The organism is Microbacterium marmarense, from assembly GCF_037204165.1.
In the GTDB taxonomy this organism is placed as follows: Bacteria; Actinomycetota; Actinomycetes; order Actinomycetales; family Microbacteriaceae; genus Microbacterium; species Microbacterium marmarense.
Genome location: NZ_JBBDGL010000004.1, coordinates 1 through 20444, shown reverse-complemented (window position 1 = coordinate 20444; position 20444 = coordinate 1). Strand labels below are relative to the sequence as shown.

Here is a 20444-nt window from a genome sequence, read left to right as displayed (position 1 = left end):
ACGCACACATTTAGGAAGTAGAAGAAATGGCTAGAGTCAAGCGGGCGGTAAACGCCCACAAGAAGCGTCGCGTCATCCTCGAGCGCGCATCCGGTTACCGCGGACAGCGTTCGCGTCTTTACCGCAAGGCGAAGGAGCAGGTCACTCACTCCCTCGTTTACGCATACCGCGACCGCCGCAAGCGCAAGGGCGACTTCCGCCGCCTCTGGATCCAGCGGATCAACGCGGCTGCACGTCAGAACGGCGTCACCTACAACCGTTTCATTCAAGGTCTCGGCCTTGCAGGTGTGCAGGTTGACCGCCGCATGCTTGCTGACCTCGCAGTCAACGATCCGGCGACCTTTGCCTCGCTGGTCGAGACCGCGAAGAGCGCACTTCCCGAGAACGTCAACGCCCCTAAGGCGTAAGTTTTCACGAAAGGCGTCCTCCCCTCGGGAGGGCGCCTTTCGCGTTGCCGACACCCGTGCGCGATAGGGTGATCGTGTGCTGGAAAACCCCCGTTCCCCGCGAGTGCGCGCTGTCGCAAAGCTCACCAAGCGCAGCGCGCGCCACGAGACCGGACTGTTCCTGTTGGAAGGGCCGCAGGCTGCACGAGAGGCTCTCGCATACCGACCAGAATCAGTCGTCGAGCTGTTTGCCACTCCGGCCGCCATGGAACGACACGCCGACGTTCGAGATGCCGCGCGCGACGCGGGCTTTGAGGTCGTTCTCACCACGGAGTCGGTGCTCGACGCGATGGCTGACACCGTTACCCCACAAGGCATAGTCGCAGTCGCCCGACAGTCGCCCACGTCGGTGCGCGATGTGTTTGCCGCGTCGCCCCAGCTGATTGTCATCTGCGAAGAGGTACGCGACCCCGGCAACCTGGGAACGATCATCCGCGCCGCTGACGCCGTCGGCGCCGATGCCGTCGTGCTCACGGGCCGCACGGTCGACCCGCACAACCCGAAAGTTGTGCGGGCCACAACGGGATCGCTCTTCCACCTTCCCGTCGCGGTGGGCGTCGAGCTTCCCACGGTGATAGAGCGTGCTCGTGCAGCGGGGATGCAGGTCATTGCTGCCGACGTCGGCGGAGAGGACTTCCTCGCCGCGCGCGGGCGATTGGCCAGGCCGACAGCGTGGCTGTTCGGAAACGAGGCTCGCGGTCTCGAAGCCGAACATCTCGAGATGGTCGATGTGTCGCTGCGCCTGCCCATCTACGGTGCAGCAGAGTCATTGAATCTCGCCACCGCGGCCAGCGTGTGCCTTTACGAGACTGCGTTCGCCCAGCGCTCCACTGACTGAATCCTCACGTTCCACTCCTGTTACAACTCGGTAAAGGTCGCGTCCACCAGGGGTGTGTAGACCCTGCTTCACCCCTAGGGTGAACTTATGGCGACACCTGAATCTGCGGCGCCTGCGCCTCGTACATCGAATATCAACGTTCGACGAGGCGAGCCGCTCGTCGTAATCGAGCACGTCGACAAGCACTACGGTGACTTGCACGTGTTGAAAGACATCAACACCACCGTCAATCGCGGCGAGGTTGTCGTGGTGATCGGGCCCTCCGGGTCTGGCAAGTCCACGCTTTGTCGCGCGATCAACCGACTCGAGACGATCGACTCTGGTGTGATCACCATCGACGGCGCCAAGCTGCCAGAAGAAGGCAAGGCCCTCGCACACCTGCGCGCGGATGTCGGCATGGTGTTTCAGTCTTTCAACCTCTTCGCACACAAGACGATCCTTGAGAACGTGACCCTCGGTCCGATCAAGGTCCGCAAGATGAAGAAGAAGGCCGCTGATGAAAAGGCCATGGCGATGCTCGATCGCGTCGGCATTGCCAACCAGGCGCAGAAAATGCCCGCACAGCTCTCCGGCGGCCAGCAGCAGCGCGTTGCGATCGCTCGATCACTTGCGATGGACCCGAAGCTGATTCTGATGGACGAGCCGACGAGCGCGCTCGACCCAGAAATGATCAACGAGGTGCTCGACGTCATGGTCGGCCTCGCGGCCGAAGGAATGACGATGATTGTCGTCACTCACGAGATGGGTTTTGCCAGAAAAGCAGCCGATCGTGTGCTGTTCATGGCAGATGGCGCGATCGTGGAAGAAGCGACTCCCGAAGAGTTCTTCACCAACCCCCAGAGCGAACGGGCCCAGGACTTCTTGTCGAAGATCCTCGAGCACTGAGAACGCTCAGCCGTTGCCAGCGGCTGAGAACCAAGAGGCGGACTGCGAAAGCGGTCCACAACAGCAAAGGACGAAGAGATGAAGCGATCGAGACTCCCGCTTATTGCGCTGGCGATGACCGGCGCACTCGCACTCACAGCGTGCGCGGGCGACACCAGTGATGCCGAAGACACTACGGTCGAGGCTGATACCGAAATGGTCGAGTTCGAGGAAGGCACCACCATGGCCGACCTCAGCGAGGCCGGCACGATCACCATCGGCACGAAGTTCGACCAGCCGCTGTTCGGCTTGAACGGACTTGACGGCCCCGAGGGCTTCGACGTTGAGATGGGTAAGATCATCGCCGCGAACCTCGGAATCGACGAAGAGAACATCGAGTGGGTCGAAGCGGTCTCGGCAAACCGTGAGCCGTTCATCGAGAACGGTGAAGTTGACATCGTCATCGCCACGTACACGATCAACGACTCCCGCAAAGAGGTCGTCTCTTTCGCCGGCCCGTACTACATGGCTGGCCAGTCGATCCTCGTGCTCGCTGACAACGACGACATCACCAGCGAAGAAGACCTCGTCGGTCAGCCCGTCTGCTCGGTCACCGGTTCAACGCCAGCCGAGAAGCTGGCCGAGATCGGCGCAGAGCCGGTTCTCACCGACACTTACACGAACTGCCTCGAACCGCTTCGCAACGGTGCCGTGGTTGCCGTCTCGACCGACAACGTGATCCTCGCGGGTCTTGCTGCCCAGAACGAGGGCGAGTTCAAGGTTGCCGGTGAGCCCTTCACCGACGAGCCCTACGGAATCGGTCTGGCGCTCGATGACACCGAGTTCCGCATGTGGATCAACGACGTTCTCGAGGCTAGCTACGCAGACGGCTCGTACGAAGCTGCGTGGGATGCCACGGCCGGAACGGTTCTGCCGTTCATCGAGCCGCCGGCAGTCGATCGCTACTGATTGATCGGATGCCTCGGCTCTGCACAGCGCAGAGCCGAGGCATCCACCTACTGACACGCGAGAGGATCACCAGTGGATCAGTACCTGAGTCTGTGGCCTACCTTCTGGGAGGGCTTTCGAATGACCCTTCTGCTGCTGGTAGCCTCGGGGATTCTGTCGCTCCTGGCCGGCACCTTGGTTGCCGCCATGCGCATCTCGCCGGTGACAGCGCTCAACGCGTTCGCCGCTCTGTATACCGAGATCGCACGAAACACTCCGCTCACGCTGGTCTTCTTCTTCACGGCATTCGTGCTTCCGTTTCTCGGATTGCGTTGGGCATTCGTACCGCTGGCGATTCTCGCCCTCACCTACTACACCTCCCCGTTCGTCGCAGAGGCGCTGCGCTCAGGGATCAACGGGGTTCCCGTCGGGCAGGCCGAAGCGGCGCGAAGCATTGGTCTCGGCTTCGGCCAGTCGGTGTCGCTCATCGTCTTGCCGCAAGCCTTCCGTATGACGATTCCACCGCTGATCAACGTGTTCATCGCCCTGACGAAGAACTCGTCTGTCGCAGGCGGATTCTTCGTGCTTGAACTGTTCGCCGTCACGCGTGCGCTCGCAAACTCGAACGGCAATATGGTGATTCCGATCCTGCTGACTGCGGCTGGACTGTACCTCGTGATCACGGTGCCGCTGGGCCTTGTCGCGGGTCAACTCGAGAAGCGTCTGGTGGTGCAGCGATGAGCTCTGCGAATGTTCTCTTCGACGCCCCGGGGCCGCGCGCGCGTCGGGCCTCGCTGATCGGTTCGATCATTGCCGGAGTGCTGATTCTCGGCGCTGTCGTCTGGCTCGTCTTCACGCTGGCCGCTGAGCGCCAGTCTGGTGGCATCACCCTTCCCGGCATGTTCGATTCATCGCGCTGGGAGGCATTAGCGCAGCAACGATTCTGGGAGATCGTCGGCGAAGGTGTCATGGCGACCCTTGCCGCGGCCGCCATCGCCGCGGTCGGCGCCATTGCCCTCGGCATGGCCTTCTCGCTGATGCGAAGCTCAGAGATCGCGTGGGTTCGCATCCCGACCGCCTGGCTCATCGAATTCCTTCGCGGCATGCCCGTGCTGCTGATGATGCTGTTCATCTTGCTCGTCGCATCGACCGGTGCATTCTGGGCTGTGGTCGTCGCCCTCGTGCTGTACAACGGCACGTTGATCGGCGAAGCGCTGCGAGCCGGCCTGGCCTCGCTTCCGCGCGGTCAACGTGAAGCCGCCCTCAGCGTCGGTATGGGCGTATTCCAGTCGAAGATCCTGGTCGAGTTTCCACAGGCGTTCCGACAGATGCTCCCGATCATCGTGGCCCAGCTCGTCGTGCTGCTCAAAGACACCTCTCTCGGCTACATCGTCGGCTACCACGAACTCATTCGCTCGACGATGAACCAGCTGTCGGCGGCATTGGGCAACCGCTATCTGTTCACTCTGTTCGCCGTCACGCTGGTGATCTATCTCGTCATCAACCTGTCGCTGTCATGGTTCGCGCGCTGGCTGTCTCGACGCACATCATCGGGCTACGGGTCTTCGCGCAAGGCAAAGCGCGCAGCTGGCGACGTCGATCCGGATCAGGCGATCCTCGTCGCAAAGGCCAATGCGGCCGCAGGCGAGTCCGAGACGAACTCAGGGCGATAGCGGTCTCGTCGGAGAGGCGCGTGAGTCTCGGTAGACTCGACTCTCGTGTCTGACGTTCCCGAAATCACTCCCGAAGCGGTTGCCGAAGCGGTGGATGCTGCACTGGCAGCGATCACCGCAGCATCCGATTCCTCCGCATTGAAGACCGCCCGCGCTGCCCACAGCGCCGACGGATCGCCGCTCGCGCTACTCAATGCCCAATTGCGCAACGTGCCCAATGAGAAAAAGGCTGAATTCGGCAAGCTCGTCGGTCAAGCCCGTGGTCGCGTGAATCAAGCGTTCGCGGCTCGAGAAGCTGAGATCGCTGAGGCTGAGACCGCCGCGAAACTCGAGGCCGAGCGAATCGACATCACCGCCCTCGCCGCTCGAAGCCGGGTTGGTGCGCGGCATCCGCTGACTCTCTTGCAGGAACAGATCGGCGATATTTTCGTCGGCATGGGGTGGGAGATTGCCGAAGGCCCCGAACTCGAACACGAGTGGTACAACTTCGATGCGCTGAATTTCGATGAAGATCACCCCGCGCGTCAGATGCAGGACACGTTCTTCGTTGACCCGGTGGCGCGTCACCTGGTGATGCGCACTCACACCAGCCCCGTGCAGGTGCGCTCGATGCTTGAGCGTGAGCTGCCAATCTATGTGGTGTGCCCCGGCCGCGCGTACCGCACCGATGAGTTCGACGCCACGCACCTGCCGGTCTTCAGCCAGTTCGAGGGCCTCGTGATCGACAAGAACATCACGATGGCTCACCTCAAGGGGACTCTTGACCACATCGCCAAGGCGCTGTTCGGCGCTGAAGCGAAGACACGCTTCCGCGCAAACTTCTTTCCGTTCACCGAGCCTTCGGCGGAACTAGACCTATGGCACCCCACCTTCAAAGGGGGTGCCCGCTGGATCGAGTGGGGCGGTTGCGGCATGGTGAACCCCAACGTGCTGCGTGCGGCAGGCATCGATCCAGAGGAGTACTCGGGCTTCGCCTTCGGCATGGGGATTGAGCGGACCTTGATGTTCCGCAGCGACGTGAAAGATATGAGAGACATGGCAGAGGGCGACGTTCGCTTCAGCGAGCAGTTCGGGATGGTGGTCTGATGCGCGTTCCGCTCTCATGGCTTCGTGAATACGTCGATGTTGCGCCCGAGGCTACGCCCGAGGACGTCCTTGCTGCCTTGGTGTCCGTCGGCTTCGAAGAAGAAGACGTCTTTCGTTTCGAGCTTCACGGTCCCATCGTGGTGGGCGAGGTGCTCGAGTTCGTCGAAGAGCCGCAGAAGAACGGCAAGACCATCCGCTGGTGCCAGGTGCGCGTCGCCCCCGAGGGTGAGAACGCAGCAGATGGTGGCGAAGCAGTGCACGGCATCGTGTGCGGCGCCGGCAACTTCTTCCCCGGCGACAAGGTTGTTGTCACCCTGCCTGGGTCGGTGCTGCCTGGCCCGTTCCCCATCGCCGCTCGCAAGACCTACGGGCACATATCTGACGGCATGATTGCGTCTGCTCGCGAGCTCGGCCTCGGCGACGAACACGACGGCATTCTGCGGTTGGTCGAACTTGGGATCGATGCTCCCGCGGGAACCGACGCGATCGCCCTTCTCGGGCTTGACGACGTCGCGGTCGATGTGAATGTCACGCCCGACCGTGGCTACGCGCTGTCGGTGCGAGGCATTGCGCGAGAGTACTCCCACGCCACGGGTGCCGCTTTTCGCGATCCGGGCCTTCGCGCCGAAGCCGAACTCGCTGCGGGAACGGGTTTCTCCATCGCCGTGAACGATGAAGCCCCCATCCGTGGCCGCGTGGGTGCTTCCGAGTTCATCGCACGTGTTGTGCGTGATGTCGACCCGACAAAGCCGACGCCGGCCTGGATGATTGCTCGGCTGACCCTTGCGGGTATTCGCTCACTCGGAATTCTCATTGACATCACGAACTACGTGATGATCGAGCTGGGCCAGCCGATTCACGGCTATGACCTCGACACACTGCAGGGCGGCATCGTTGTCCGTCGCGCGAACGCGGGAGAGACGCTGGAAACGCTCGACGGCAAGCTGCGCACACTCGACCCCGAAGACCTGCTGATCACGGATGACTCCGGGGTCATCGGTCTTGCGGGAGTCATGGGTGGCGGTCGCACTGAAATGTCGGCATCGACGCGCAACGTGCTGATCGAGGCAGCGACGTTCGACACCGTCACGATTGCTCGCAGCGCCCGTCGCCACAAGCTTCCATCGGAAGCATCGCGACGTTTTGAACGAGGCGTGGACCCCGCGGTAGCAGCCGTGGCTGCACGTCGTGTTGCAGACCTGATGGTCCAGTACGCCGGCGGAACGCTTGATGAGAATTTCGGGGGCTCGCTCGGCAACGACATCACGCGCACCCGCATCGCGTTGCCGCGGCTGTTCGTGAACGGACTCATCGGAGTCGACTACACCGATGAGCAGGTTGCTACTTCGCTCGCGCTGATCGGCGCTGAGGTGGCGGGTGTGGATGCTGGGTGGAGTGTGCTGACGCCGACGTGGCGCCCCGACCTCACAGACAAGTGGACACTCGCTGAGGAGGTCGCGCGGATTCAGGGCTACGACCGCATTCCCTCGGTATTGCCGGTTCCGCCATCGGGACGGGGATTCACCCCTGCTCAGCAGGGTCGCCGTCGCGCGTCCAACGCGCTCGCCGCTGCGGGGTTCGTCGAAACGCCGTCATTCGGCTTCACAACAGCCGAGCAGAACAACCTGCACGGCTCCGCCTCGGGCGGATCAGTGCCGAGCATGAAGCTCGCCAATCCGCTTGACGGGCAGGCGCCCTTCTTGCGTCGTTCGCTGATTCCGGGGCTGTTGCAGATTGCTCACCGCAACTTGTCACGTGGATTCACCGACCTCGCTCTGTTTGAGTCCGGCTCGGTCTTCTTGCCGAAAGAGGGAGTGCAGTACGGCACTGCCTTTATTCCGCCGCTCGCTGTGAGGCCCTCTGCGTCGACGCTTGCCGAGCTCGACGAGTCGATCCCGCCGCAGCCTCGTTTTGTCGCGGTGCTGCTCACGGGAAACATCGTGGCCAAGCAGCCCGGACAGCCCGCCGTCGGCGCTGACCTCAGCCATGCTCTCGACGCGGTGCACACGATCGCCTCGGCGGCAGGGGTGAGCATCGAGGTCACGCAGACGCAGCGCGCGGCGCTGCATCCCGGCCGCGCGGGCACGCTCACTGTAGAAGGTCGCGAAGTCGGCTACATCGGCGAGCTGCTTCCGGCGGTATCAGAGGCGGCAGACCTGCCCGGTCGCGTGGTCGTGGCGGAGCTCGATCTTGATCTGGTGATTTCGCTGGCTGGCGAGAAGGTTGTCGCCGGGTCGCTGTCTGGTTTTCCCGCTGCAACCCAAGACGTTTCGCTGGTCGTCGACTCGGGTGTTCCGGCAGCCGAGGTGCGCGCAGCCTTCACAGACGGCGCAGGGGAGTTGCTCGAGGCAATTCGCCTGGTTGATGACTATCGCGGTCAGGGCGTGGCTGAGGGTGCCAAGAGCCTGACGTTTGCGTTGCGCTTTCGCGCGAGCGATCGCACGCTCACAGCGGCCGATGCGACCGAAGCAAAACTTGCCGGTGTCGCGGCCGCCGCCGAGCGGTTCGGGGCGACGCTTCGCGAGTAGCACCAGCGAAGGGTGAACGATCCGCACCCCCGGCGTGCGGATCGTTCGCTGATTTGCGGTTGTGGAGAGATCGCGGCTATGGTCGGCGCATGCCCTCGGCCCCGCTGCGCCTCTCGACGCGTGCTCTGCGCGTCGCCCCCGCACGCCGACGCCGCAACCGCCGACTTTAGGCGACCTCGCCTTCAGTTCCCGCGTGGAACGAGCCTTCCCCTCCCGCGCCGAACGAGTGAGTGTCGCCGTCTCTGGCCCATTTGCGGGCCCTTGAGCGGACTTGCGAGCCAGCCAAGGGCCAACCAGACCCTAAGGTGGAATCCATGACATATTCGGTCGCCGTCTCCGGTGCGTCCGGCTATGCGGGCGGTGAGATCCTACGGATACTCGCCGCGCATCCCGATGTTGAGATCCGCACCGTGACCGCGCACTCCAACGCAGGACAGCCGCTGATCGCGCATCAGCCGCACCTGCGCTCGCTCGCGCATCTCACACTGAGCGAGACCACCCCTGAGGTGCTCTCAGGTCACGACATCGTGTTTCTTGCGTTGCCGCACGGCCAGTCCGGCCAGTACACCGATGCACTCGGCGCGACTCCGCTCGTCATCGATGCAGGCGCAGACCATCGCCTCGAGTCGGCGGCTGCGTGGAACAGGTTCTACGGGGGCGAGTTCCATGAACCATGGAGTTATGCCGTGCCAGAACTTCTGGTAAACGGCGTGAAGCAACGCGAACGGCTGGTTGGAGCGGCTCGCATCGCCGCGCCAGGCTGCAACGCCTCCACCGTGAGCCTGAGTCTCGCGCCTGGGGTCGCAGCGGGTGTGATCGACTCGGCTGACATTGTCACCGTGCTTGCGGTAGGTCCTTCAGGGGCGGGCAAGGCTCTAAAAGCCAACCTGCTGGCGAGTGAGATTCTCGGCTCGGCAACCCCCTACGCCGTAGGCGGAACCCACCGCCATATCCCGGAGATCCAGCAAGCGCTCGCCGCCGCATCCGGTCAGGAGTCAACGAGCATTCGAATCTCCTTCACCCCCGTGCTCGTGCCCATGGCCCGTGGCATTCTCGCGACATCGACGGCACCGATCGCGCATGGCGTGAGCGATGATGACATTCGCCAGGCGTGGGAAGCAGCATATGCCGATGAGGCGTTCGTGCAGTTGCTGCCCGAGGGGCAATTCCCTCGGACGGCGGATGTCATCGGTGCGAACACCGCGTTGATCGGGTTGGCAATCGATCGAGACGCGAACCGTGTTGTCGTGGTCACCGCGGTCGACAATCTCGTCAAAGGGACAGCCGGAGCAGCAGTCCAATCCATGAACATCGCGCTGGGGCTCAGTGAAGCAACAGCGCTCTCGATGAACGGAGTCGCGCCGTGAGCGTCACCGCACCAGCAGGTTTCGAAGCAGCCGGGGTTGCTGTCGGACTGAAATCCAGCGGAGAACCCGATGTCGCCATGGTCGTCAACCGCGGCCCACTGAAGGTGGGCGCGGCTGTGTTCACGAGCAACCGCGCCAAAGCGAACCCGATCATGTGGTCGGAGCAGGTGATTCAGGATGGCGTCGTCGAGGCGATTATCCTCAATTCCGGCGGTGCGAACTGCTTTACCGGCTCTTTCGGATTCCAGACGACGCATCAGACGGCGGAAAAAGTCGCCACCGAACTCGGCGTCAGCGCGGGGGATGTTCTCGTCTGTTCCACGGGTCTGATCGGCACCGGCGACGAACTGTTCCGTTCGCGGGTACTCGAGGGTGTCTCGCAGTCCGCGGCGTCGTTGAGCGTTGACGGGGGAGTGCAGGCGTCTGAGGCGATCATGACGACCGACTCCAAGGCGAAGAGGTCAGTGGTTACTCGCGACGGCTGGTCGATCGGCGGAATGGCAAAAGGTGCGGGGATGCTGGCGCCTGGGCTCGCCACGATGCTCGTCGTCATCACGACAGACGCGGTGCTTGACGCTTCCCAGGCCGACGCGCATCTTCGCGACGCGACACGAGTGAGTTTTGATCGGTTGGACTCCGACGGCTGCATGTCGACCAACGACCAGGTCACGCTCATGGTCAGTGGCGCCAGTGGCATCACGCCGTCTGCATCGGAATTTGGTTCAGCGCTCGCTGAGGTCTGCCTCGAGCTCTCGCGTCAGCTGCAGGGCGATGCCGAGGGCGCCAGCCACGACATCACCATCGAGGTTGTCAATGCCGCGTCCGAGCAGGATGCCGTTGAAGTCGGCCGCTCGGTCGCCCGAAACAACCTGTTCAAGGCTGCGATCTTCGGAAACGACGCCAACTGGGGCCGTGTGCTGGCGGCCATTGGGACCACCGATGCTGCCTTCGACCCCTATGACGTCGATGTATGGATGAATGGCGTTCGCGTATGCACGGCTGGTGGCCCTGACCGACCGCGCGAAGACGTCGACCTCACTCCGCGCGCCACCCACCTTGTCATCGACCTCAAGGAGGGCAGCTCGACCGCCACCATTCTCACCAACGACCTCACTCACGACTACGTTCACGAGAACAGTGCATATTCCTCATGACTGATATTCAAGACACCGATCCCGCTGAGGCGAGCAATAAGGCCGTCACGATGATCGAATCGCTGCCCTGGCTGCGCCGCTACAGCGACCAGATCATCGTGATCAAGTACGGCGGCAACGCGATGGTGAGCGAGGAGCTGCAAGATGCTTTCGCCGCCGACATCGCCTATCTGCGATACGTCGGTGTGAAGCCGGTTGTCGTTCACGGTGGCGGGCCGCAGATCTCTTCAATGCTTGATCGCCTGGCTATTCCGAGCGAGTTCAAGGGTGGCTACCGCGTAACGAGCACTGAGGCGATCACGGTCGTTCGAATGGTGCTGACCGGGCAGATCAATCCCCAGTTGGTCAGCAAGATCAACGCGCACGGCCCGGTGGCTACCGGACTCAGCGGTGAGGATGCCGGTCTGTTCGGGGGGCGTCAGCGTGGCGTCACGATCGACGGCATCGAGCACGACCTTGGCCGTGTCGGCGATGTCGTCGAAGTCGACCCACAGCAGGTGCTCGACCAGCTGGCAGCCGGTCGGATTCCGGTTATTTCGAGCATCGCACCTGATCTCGACCACCCCGGGCACTCGCTCAACGTGAACGCCGACGCGGCAGCATCCGCTCTCGCCGTCGCTCTGGGCGCTGTCAAGCTGGTCGTGTTGACCGACGTCGCCGGCCTGTACGCAGACTGGCCGAATCGTGACTCGCTGGTGTCGCACCTCACCTCCAGCGAATTGCACGCACTGTTGCCCTCGCTGGAGTCGGGCATGATTCCGAAGATGGCGGCATGCTTGCAAGCGGTCGAAGGGGGAGTGGAGAAAGCCGCGATCATTGATGGTCGTGTTCCCCATTCGGTACTGGTGGAGATCTTCACCAGCAAAGGAATCGGAACTGAGGTGGTAGCCGGATGAGCTGGCAAGATGACGCGGGACGCGATCTCGTTCGAAGCTTCGGCCCGCGAATGGCCATGTTCACACGCGGTCAGGGCGCCTACCTCTGGGATGACCAAGGCAAGCAGTATCTCGACTTTCTCGCCGGTATCGCGGTGAACTCGCTCGGTCACGCACACCCGGTCTTCGTGAACGCGATCACCGAGCAGGCGGCTACCCTCGCTCACGTCTCGAATTACTTCGCGACTGAACCGCAACTCGCCCTCGCCGCCACGCTCAAGCGCCTCGCCGGTACGGGTGATGACGGTCGTGTCTATTTCGCAAACTCGGGAGCCGAAGCGAACGAGGCTGCCTTCAAGTTGGCACGGTTGCACGGTGGCGCCGATCGCCCGCGCATTCTGGCGTTCACCAACGCATTCCACGGGCGCACGATGGGCACACTCGCGTTGACCGGTAAGCCAGCAATGCAGGAGCCCTTCCTGCCGATGGCGCCGGGGGTGGAGTTCATCGACACGACCGTTGCAGCGCTCGAGTCGGCTCTTGACGATCGCGTCGCTGCCGTCTTCGTTGAGCCGATCAAGGGTGAAGCCGGGGTGATAGATCTTCCCGAGGGTTTCCTTGCGGCTGCCCGCGCGCTCACAGAGCAGCATGGCGCGCTCCTGATCATCGATGAGATTCAGACTGGCGCTGGGCGAACGGGCGAGTGGTTTGCATTTCAGCACGACAGCATCACTCCCGATGCGATCACCGTCGCGAAAGGGATCGGCGGTGGCTTCCCCATCGGGGCGCTCATCACTTTCCCCACGGCGAGTGACCTCTTCTACCCCGGCACACACGGTTCGACGTTCGGTGGAAATGCGCTTGGCACGGCTGTCGCCGACGCGGTGCTGGGCGAGATCGAAGATGCCGAACTGGTGAGTAATGCGGCGGAGCGAGGTGCACAGCTGCGTGCTGCGATCGACGCGATCGACTCCGAGCTGATTGCAGGTTGTCGAGGGCGCGGACTGCTCGTGGGCATCGCGCTCGCGCAGCCTGTCGCCAAGGCGTTGGTTGAAGCTGCCCAAGTGCACGGGCTTATCATCAACGCTCCCAACGACGAGACTATTCGGCTCGTGCCCGCACTCACCATCGGTGACGTCGAGATCGACGAATTCATTGAGCTATTCACGGCGTCACTGCGCACGGTTGAACACGCGCTGCTGATTGACACCCCGACGGAGGACACCGCATGACCCGCCACCTGTTGCGTGACGACGATCTGACCACGGCAGAGCAGTCCGAGATCCTCGATCTCGCGATCGAGTTGAAGAAGGATCGCTTCGCCGTCAAGGCCCTCGAAGGCCCACAGACTGTCGCGGTGATCTTTGACAAGTCATCGACCCGCACAAGGGTTTCGTTCGCGGTGGGAATCGCCGACCTTGGCGGATCGCCTCTGATCATCTCGACAGCCAACAGCCAGCTCGGCGGTAAAGAGACACCGGCCGATACCGCGCGGGTGCTTGAACGTCAGGTCGCGGCAATCGTGTGGCGCACCTACGCCCAGGCGGGCCTAGAGCAGATGGCACAGGGCACGACAGTTCCCGTTGTCAATGCGCTGAGCGACGACTTTCACCCTTGTCAGCTGCTGGCTGACCTGCTCACCATCCGCGAGCACAAGGGTGACCTGCAAGGCCTGACGCTCACCTTCTTCGGTGACGGCAAATCGAACATGGCGCACTCGTACATTCTGGCTTGCGTCACGGCGGGTATGCATGTGCGCGTCACATCGCCGGAGTCGTACTCGCCGCGTGCGGATGTGATTGCTGACGCCGATCGTCTCGCGGTCACGACCGGTGGCTCGGTGACTCTGTACACCGACGCGAATGAAGCCGCGGCGGGAGCGGACGTCATCGTGACCGATACGTGGGTATCGATGGGCAAAGAAGAAGAGAAGCTGTCGCGACTTCGTGACCTTGGCGCCTACAAGGTAACGGGGGAGACGATGACGCTGGCAAAAGACGACGCGATCTTCATTCACTGTCTCCCGGCTGATCGCGGCTATGAGGTCGATGCCGAAGTCATCGACGGTCCGCAGAGCGTCGTCTGGGACGAAGCAGAGAACCGTCTGCACGCACAGAAGGCACTGCTCGTTTGGCTGTTGCGCCAGAAGTGATTGCCCGGCCAGGGTGGCTTGAGAGCCGTTGGATGCGGCTCAACGGTCCGAGCCGCATTGCTGGTGTCGATCTGGCTCGCGGCTTGGCGATTCTCGGCATGCTGGCGGCCCATCTATTGTGGATTCGCGAACCCCTCACCCTGACTGACCCCTTCAGCTGGATCGCAATCGTCGAAGGTCGTTCATCGATCCTTTTTGCGACGCTCGCTGGTATATCGATCGCGCTGGTAACCGGCGCGCGCGTGCCGCTCGTCGGCGAGGCTCGACAACGGGCGCAGCTGCGTCTCGGTACCCGAGCCTTCGCGCTCTGGCTCCTGGGCTTGGCGCTGATCTTCACGGGAGTGCCGGTCTATGTGATCCTTCCCGCGTACGCACTTCTCTTCTTGCTTGCAACCATGCTCGTTCCGCTGCGCGCACGCTCACTTCTGTTCGTCGCTCTCGTGTTGGCCGCAGTGATGCCGTTCGTTCAGGTTGTGCTCGATGCGCTGCCGATCTGGACAACCCCCATTGGCAACGATCTCTCGCTCGCCATCGGTTGGCACTATCCCTTCACCACTTGGATCGCGTTCGTTGCGGCTGGTATGGCTGTGGCGCGAGCGGGCATCACGCGCTTGAAGGTTCAGGGGTGGATGCTGGTGGTGGGCGCCGCGTTGGCCGTCGTGGCTGCGGCGCTTGACGCCATTTCAGGCGTCAGCGGTCTGCCGACGTCGTTTTGGCAAGCGTTGTGGACGGGCGAGGCGCACTCGACCGGCCTATTGGAGGTATGGGGCTCGGGTGGCTTCGCGATGTTCGTGATCGCGCTGTGTCTGCTCGCCTGTCGCACCGTTCTCACGTGGGTGGTGTTGCCGCTGCGTGCGCTCGGAGCGATGCCGCTCACGGCGTACACCGTGCAGATTGTCGCGTGGGCGATCGCAGCGACCGTGCTGTTGGGCAGCCCTGGCGATCTGGCGGCGTTCCGCGCACTCGAGCCGTTCGTGCCGCTCACCCTCGCAACGATCGCGGGATGCACGGCATGGGCTCTATTGGTTGGCCGCGGCCCGCTGGAGTGGGCGCTCGACCGCTTGGCCAAGCTTGCCGTTCCCTCGACGCCAAACGACGCGGCGCGCAGTCGCTGAGGTGTGCGCGCGGCGGTCACCACGCACGTGCTCCCGTAGGCTGGACACGTGAGCGACAACAAGGGTGACGGTACAAACGAGGGCGCACTTTGGGGCGCCCGTTTCGCGACGGGACCGTCGCCTGAACTGGCCGAGCTGAGTCGTTCGACGCACTTCGACTGGGATCTAGCGCTCTACGACATTGCGGGTTCTCACGCCCACGCCAAGGCGCTGGCTTCGGCAGGCTACTTGAGCGAAGACGAAGAACGCACGATGCACGACGGCCTCGACACTCTCGCCGCCGGCATCACCGACGGCTCACTGTTGCCGACCCCGGCCGATGAAGACGTGCACGGGGCGCTGGAGCAAGCGCTCATCAGCGTTGTCGGTGCAGATGTCGGCGGAAAGCTTCGTGCAGGCCGCAGCCGGAACGATCAGATCGCAACCTTGGTGCGGTTGTACTTGATCGACCATTCACGCACGATCGCGCGGGAGATTCTGCGCCTCATAGACGCACTTGTCGCTCAGGCGGAGGCGCACCCGGAGGCGATCATGCCCGGCCGCACTCATCTGCAGCACGCGCAGCCAGTGCTTCTGGCTCATCACCTACAAGCCCATGCATGGCCTCTCGTGCGCAACCTTGAGCGGCTTGTCGACTGGTCAGTGCGCGCCAGCGTGTCACCGTATGGCGGTGGCGCGCTCGCCGGATCGACGCTGGGACTTGACCCGCAACTCGTCGCATCCGAACTAGGACTTGCCCGGCCCTCTGAGAATTCTCTCGACGGCACGGCGGCACGCGATGTGGTGGCTGAGTTTGCCTTCGTCACGGCCATGATCGGAATCGACCTGTCGCGATTCTCGGAAGAGATCATTCTGTGGAACACGCGTGAGTTCGACTTTGTCACGCTCGACGACGGCTACTCCACCGGCTCAAGCATCATGCCGCAGAAGAAGAACCCAGACATCGCCGAGTTGGCGCGAGGAAAGGCGGGTCGACTGATCGGAAACCTCACCGGTCTGCTCGCGACGCTCAAAGCGCTGCCGCTCGCCTACAACCGTGATCTGCAAGAAGACAAAGAGCCGGTCTTCGATTCGGTTCGCACGCTTGAAACGGTGCTGCCCGCCTTTGCAGGGATGGTGGCCACGCTCCGCTTCAACACCGCACGCATGGCTGAACTGGCGCCGCAAGGATTCTCGCTCGCGACAGACGTGGCCGAGTGGCTTGTGAAGCAGGGGGTTCCCTTCCGCGATGCGCATGAGATCTCGGGCCACCTCGTTCGCGTCTGCGAAGAGAACAACATCGAACTCCACGAGGTCACCGATGAGCAGCTTGCCGGAGTTTCGTCGCACTTGACCCCCGCGGTGCGTGGAGTGCTCACCATCGAAGGATCGGTCGCAAGTCGAACGGGTGTCGGTGGCACTGCGCCGGTGCGGGTTGCCGAACAGCGCTACGAGCTCGTTCAGCGGGCACAACGGGCAGCTCACTCGCTCGGCTTATAACCTGCTCAAATAAGAATTTGACTTATATTCTGGCAATATAAGGGGTATGATCGCGATATGAGCGTCGCAGTGATCGCAGACATTGTGGGCTCGCGGCGCCTTGTCGATCGGGAGGCTGCACAACGTGCGCTCGAAGAAACGATCGCACAAGTAGAGCAGGACTATCCGGTTGCCACGCAGCCCCTGCGGCCCACAGTGGGCGATGAGCTGCAAGCGCTGTTCCCCACGGTCGAAAAGGCGCTCAGCAGCATCCTGTTGCTGCAGCTCGCTCTTCCAAGCATGATCCAGTGTCGTTTCGGAATCGGTATTGGCGAGGTCGGAACCGTCGCGTCCACGAACGGAAAACTCCCTGATGGTCCTGGCTGGTGGGCAGCGCGTGAGGCCATCGACAAGGTGCACGCGCTCGAACAGCGCACCGCACCGACGGCCCGGGGATGGATTGTCGCAGCCCAGGGGCACCATGAAAGCGTGCACTCTTCGACCGCAATGGCAAACGCCTATCTGCTCAGCCGCGACGAAATCGTCTCATCAATGAGTGAGCGTGCCCGTCGGTTGACCTATGGCCGATGCATCAAGGCAACGCAAAGCGAGCTTGCCCGAGCTGAAGGCATTTCGCAGCCCGCCGTATCGCAAGCGCTCACGGCAGCAGGTGCCGCCGCAGTAGTTGAGGGCTTTTTTGCTCTGTCTGGATCAGTGTCGTGATCGTCGCTTCGCTCTCGTTGATTGCGGTGGGCGCCGCGGACTTGGTGCGGCAGTTCTTTCCAGCCCAAAGGCGCTGGATCGGCTATGCCATGCTCGCGCTGTTGACGATCGTTCTCGGTGCCGGCGTGGACGGTGGAGTAGCCGTCTTTGTCGCGATCTCGGTCGCCGCGCTGTGGCTGTTGACGATGCCCGCCGATGGCACCGGTCGAGGCGGCTTCTGGCCCGTTGCAGCACTCGCCGTGCTGTGCTCAAGCGCAATCGCGGCGTTCGCACCTCGGATCGGTGCCGGTTACTTCGCGGATCTTTTCATATCGAGCGGCGCATTCGAAGGCGTCGGCGTAGACCTCGCGTTGCTTGTCGTCGGAGTCGGGGTGTTCTTGCTCGAATCGAGCAACGTCATCGTGCGTACCGCGCTACGCAGTGAGGATGCCCCACCCCGCGAAGCAACCCAGCCCGCAGCGACCGCAGCCGCAGCGCCGACTTTGAAAGGCGGACGACTCATCGGTCCGCTCGAGCGGATACTGGTGTTCGCCCTGACGCTGGCCGGCGCCTACACCCTGCTGGCCGCGGTGCTCGCGGCGAAGGGAATCGTAAGGTTTCCTGAAATCTCCCGCGACACCGATACCGGCGGCCGCGCCGAGTACTTTCTCGTGGGCAGCCTCGTCAGCTGGGTCATCGCACTTGCGTGCGCCGCGCTGGTGTGGTGGGCGAGCGGTATCACCCCCGTCTAGTGGCGGCGGATGCAGCATCCACTCGCTGATAACCTGGCAGGCGTGTCAAATGCCCCACTGAGCACGACCGTGCCCGCCAATGATTCATCATTCGACAACGTCTGGGATGAGATCGTATGGCGTGGTCTCGTGCACGTCTCCACCGACCAAGAGGCGTTGCGCACGCTGCTGGCTGGGGATCCGATCACGTATTACTGCGGGTTCGACCCGACCGCGCCGAGCCTGCACCTGGGAAACCTCGTGCAGCTGTTGCTGTTGCGTCGGCTGCAACTCGCCGGCCACAAGCCGCTCGGCCTCGTTGGCGGATCGACCGGCCTCGTCGGCGACCCGCGGCCCTCGGCAGAGCGGACCCTCAACACGCCCGAGACAGTGGCGAAATGGGTCGGTGACCTGCGCGCACAGGTGGAACGCTTTCTCAGCTTCGATGGCGACAACGCTGCCCGCATGGTCAACAACCTTGACTGGACCGCACCTCTGAGCGCCATCGATTTCTTGCGTGAAATCGGCAAGCACTACCGGGTTGGCACGATGCTTAAAAAAGACGCCGTTGCCGCTCGCCTCAACTCGGAAGCAGGCATCAGCTACACCGAGTTCAGCTATCAGATTCTGCAGGGTCTCGACTTTCTCGAGCTCTACCGCCAGTACGACTGCGTGATGCAGACCGGCGGAAGCGACCAGTGGGGCAACCTGACCAGCGGCACGGATCTCATCCATCGAGTCGAAGGCGCGTCTGCGCACGCCATCGGGACCCCGCTGATCACTAACAGCGATGGCACAAAGTTCGGCAAGAGCGAGGGCAACGCCATTTGGCTGGATGCTGAAATGTGCAGTCCGTACCGCATGTACCAGTTCTGGCTGAACACCGATGACGCCGATGTGATCTCGAGGCTGAAGGTCTTCACCTTTCTCACGCGAGCTCAAATCGAAGAGTACGAACAGCTCGTCGAGAACGAGCCATTCCGTCGCGCCGCGCAAAAGCGACTGGCGCTCGAGGTGACGGCCTTTGTGCACGGGCCGGAAGCAACTTCGGCGGCCATTGCAGCATCCGACGCGCTCTTCGGTCAAGGCGATCTCGCGGCTCTCGATGCGGCAACGTTGCAGACAGCTCTTGAAGAACTGCCCAACGCGACGATTCCCGTTGATACCGGCATTCTGCAGGCCCTCGTCGATACGGGTCTCGTTGCGAGCATCTCAGAAGGTCGACGCGCAGTCGCTCAGGGCGGTGTTTCGCTCGACGGGGTAAAAGTCGCCGATGAGTCGACTGTTGTCACGGGTTCGCTGCCCGGGGGAGTCTCTGTGCTGCGTCGCGGCAAGAAGACGCTCGCTGGCGTGTTCATTGAGCGATGACTGTGGACACTGACCTCTAGCGATGCCGTTTACGCCGAGTCACGCGGTGGTCGCGTTGCCCTTCGTGCGCACGCCTCTCGTGCCCGCGGCTATCGCCATCGGCGCGATGACGCCAGATCTGCCGTTGTTCGTGCGGGGGTTCCCGCTGCATTACGGCAGAACTCACGATCTCGTGTGGCTGCCGGCCACTATGTTGCTGGCGCTCGCCTTGCTGCTGGTCTGGCGCTGCGCGCTGCGCCCCGCGGCACGCGAACTGTCACCCCGTTGGCTGGCAGTGAGGCTTCCCGCACAGTGGGACGCCGGCGCTTTGGCGGCTCTACGCGAGACGTTCTTTGTGACCGTGCGCGACGGTCGGCGTCGCACGTCTGGCGTTGGCATGCTGATGCTCGCCGTGTCGTTGGGCCTCGGCGTGCTGTCGCACGTTGTGTGGGATCTCTTCACACACGAAGGTCGCAGCGGTGTGAACGCCATTCCCGCTCTTGACGAGCAGTGGGGGCCGCTTCTCGGCTACAAGTGGTTGCAGCACGGATCGAGCTTGGTTGGCCTGATCGTCATTGCGATTTGGATGCTGCTCTGGTTGCGCCGCGCCGACGTGTCATCCGCACCTGCGCTGATGGCTCCCTGGATGCGTTGGGCATGGTGGCTTTCGCTACCTGCAGTGATGCTCGTCGCGTGGCTTGGCGGGCTGCAGCTGTGGGGACCACTCACGGCGGAATTCACCGTGGCGCATCTTGCCTACCAGGTTCTGCCTCCCGCATGTGCAATCTGGGGGATGGGCACGCTTGTGCTCGCGGTCTTGGTTCAGGTGTGGCGCCAAACCCAAGCGCGGCGATCGAGGGCAGTGCGCTGAGCTCCGCGACTTTCCGCGGAAAGTAAGCGCGACACGCCCGGGGGGTCGCTGTGATTTGCCGGATGCAGAATCCCCGCGTAAGTTATTACTTGTTCGCCCCACAGGGAAGAGCAGAGGCCGAGAGCCTCAGCCCCCTCAAGCGGAGAACAAACCTCCTTCCTTCAACTCTTTCACTTCGGTGTTTTTGTGTCTAAGATGGTGGTCTTCCCTTCGTGGACCGCGGTCGTTGATTGCCGCCGAGTTTTGCTCGGCGCGTCGATTTGACAGACGGAACGAAGGGGATAAGATT

General features: G+C 62.7%; 19 protein-coding genes. All 19 read left to right on the top strand.

The window, feature by feature from the left end:
• Positions 1-26: 26 nt before the first annotated feature.
• The 19 genes from rplT to WDU96_RS11635 all read left to right on the top strand — a co-directional run bounded on the left by rplT (position 27) and on the right by WDU96_RS11635 (position 20155).
• A complete protein-coding gene (gene rplT / locus WDU96_RS11725; RefSeq protein ID WP_337338707.1) occupies positions 27-407 on the top strand; it encodes a 50S ribosomal protein L20 in 381 nt (126 codons plus the stop codon).
• A 76-nt stretch (positions 408-483) separates the two neighbouring features.
• The gene (locus WDU96_RS11720) at positions 484-1284 is read left to right on the top strand and encodes a TrmH family RNA methyltransferase (RefSeq protein WP_337338706.1); all 801 of its coding nucleotides are present in this window, start codon (positions 484-486) and stop codon (positions 1282-1284) included.
• Positions 1285-1371: 87 nt separating this feature from the next.
• A complete protein-coding gene (locus tag WDU96_RS11715; protein WP_337338705.1) occupies positions 1372-2169 on the top strand; it encodes an amino acid ABC transporter ATP-binding protein in 798 nt (265 codons plus the stop codon).
• Positions 2170-2247: 78 nt separating this feature from the next.
• Positions 2248-3117, top strand: coding sequence for a glutamate ABC transporter substrate-binding protein (locus WDU96_RS11710; protein ID WP_337338704.1), 870 nt, complete (start codon positions 2248-2250; stop codon positions 3115-3117).
• A 72-nt stretch (positions 3118-3189) separates the two neighbouring features.
• A complete protein-coding gene (locus WDU96_RS11705) occupies positions 3190-3837 on the top strand; it encodes an amino acid ABC transporter permease (protein WP_337338703.1) in 648 nt (215 codons plus the stop codon).
• Positions 3834-4769: an amino acid ABC transporter permease gene (locus WDU96_RS11700; protein ID WP_337338702.1), complete on the top strand. Its 936-nt coding sequence runs from the start codon at positions 3834-3836 to the stop codon at positions 4767-4769. The genes WDU96_RS11705 and WDU96_RS11700 overlap by 4 nt, the downstream gene beginning before the upstream one ends.
• A 45-nt stretch (positions 4770-4814) precedes the next feature.
• The gene (gene pheS, locus WDU96_RS11695; RefSeq protein WP_337338701.1) at positions 4815-5855 is read left to right on the top strand and encodes a phenylalanine--tRNA ligase subunit alpha; all 1041 of its coding nucleotides are present in this window, start codon (positions 4815-4817) and stop codon (positions 5853-5855) included.
• The gene (gene pheT / locus WDU96_RS11690) at positions 5855-8383 is read left to right on the top strand and encodes a phenylalanine--tRNA ligase subunit beta (protein ID WP_337338700.1); all 2529 of its coding nucleotides are present in this window, start codon (positions 5855-5857) and stop codon (positions 8381-8383) included. The genes pheS and pheT overlap by 1 nt, the downstream gene beginning before the upstream one ends.
• A 314-nt stretch (positions 8384-8697) precedes the next feature.
• Positions 8698-9750: an N-acetyl-gamma-glutamyl-phosphate reductase gene (gene argC / locus WDU96_RS11685; protein WP_337338699.1), complete on the top strand. Its 1053-nt coding sequence runs from the start codon at positions 8698-8700 to the stop codon at positions 9748-9750.
• Entirely contained in the window at positions 9747-10904 is a 1158-nt protein-coding gene (argJ, locus tag WDU96_RS11680; protein ID WP_337338698.1) for a bifunctional glutamate N-acetyltransferase/amino-acid acetyltransferase ArgJ, read from the top strand. Before argC ends, argJ begins: the two co-directional genes overlap by 4 nt.
• A complete protein-coding gene (gene argB / locus WDU96_RS11675) occupies positions 10901-11800 on the top strand; it encodes an acetylglutamate kinase (protein ID WP_337338697.1) in 900 nt (299 codons plus the stop codon). Before argJ ends, argB begins: the two co-directional genes overlap by 4 nt.
• Positions 11797-13011: an acetylornithine transaminase gene (locus tag WDU96_RS11670; protein ID WP_337338696.1), complete on the top strand. Its 1215-nt coding sequence runs from the start codon at positions 11797-11799 to the stop codon at positions 13009-13011. Before argB ends, WDU96_RS11670 begins: the two co-directional genes overlap by 4 nt.
• On the top strand, positions 13008-13931 hold the full coding sequence (argF, locus tag WDU96_RS11665) for an ornithine carbamoyltransferase (RefSeq protein ID WP_337338695.1): 924 nt from the start codon (positions 13008-13010) through the stop codon (positions 13929-13931). The genes WDU96_RS11670 and argF overlap by 4 nt, the downstream gene beginning before the upstream one ends.
• A complete protein-coding gene (locus WDU96_RS11660; RefSeq protein WP_337338694.1) occupies positions 13910-15046 on the top strand; it encodes a heparan-alpha-glucosaminide N-acetyltransferase domain-containing protein in 1137 nt (378 codons plus the stop codon). The genes argF and WDU96_RS11660 overlap by 22 nt, the downstream gene beginning before the upstream one ends.
• A gap of 48 nt (positions 15047-15094) precedes the next feature.
• Positions 15095-16525, top strand: a complete 1431-nt coding sequence (gene argH / locus WDU96_RS11655; protein WP_337338693.1) for an argininosuccinate lyase — start codon at positions 15095-15097, stop codon at positions 16523-16525.
• A gap of 57 nt (positions 16526-16582) precedes the next feature.
• Positions 16583-17227: a SatD family protein gene (locus WDU96_RS11650; protein ID WP_337338692.1), complete on the top strand. Its 645-nt coding sequence runs from the start codon at positions 16583-16585 to the stop codon at positions 17225-17227.
• Positions 17224-17958 (top strand): hypothetical protein, encoded by a 735-nt coding sequence (locus WDU96_RS11645; RefSeq protein ID WP_337338691.1) that lies wholly within the window; start codon positions 17224-17226, stop codon positions 17956-17958. Before WDU96_RS11650 ends, WDU96_RS11645 begins: the two co-directional genes overlap by 4 nt.
• Before the next feature lie 42 nt (positions 17959-18000).
• Entirely contained in the window at positions 18001-19305 is a 1305-nt protein-coding gene (tyrS, locus tag WDU96_RS11640; protein WP_396668528.1) for a tyrosine--tRNA ligase, read from the top strand.
• Positions 19306-19327: 22 nt separating this feature from the next.
• Positions 19328-20155 carry a DUF4184 family protein gene (locus WDU96_RS11635; protein WP_337338689.1) on the top strand — a complete coding sequence of 276 codons (828 nt, stop codon included), beginning with the start codon at positions 19328-19330 and terminating at the stop codon, positions 20153-20155.
• Positions 20156-20444 lie beyond the last annotated feature (289 nt).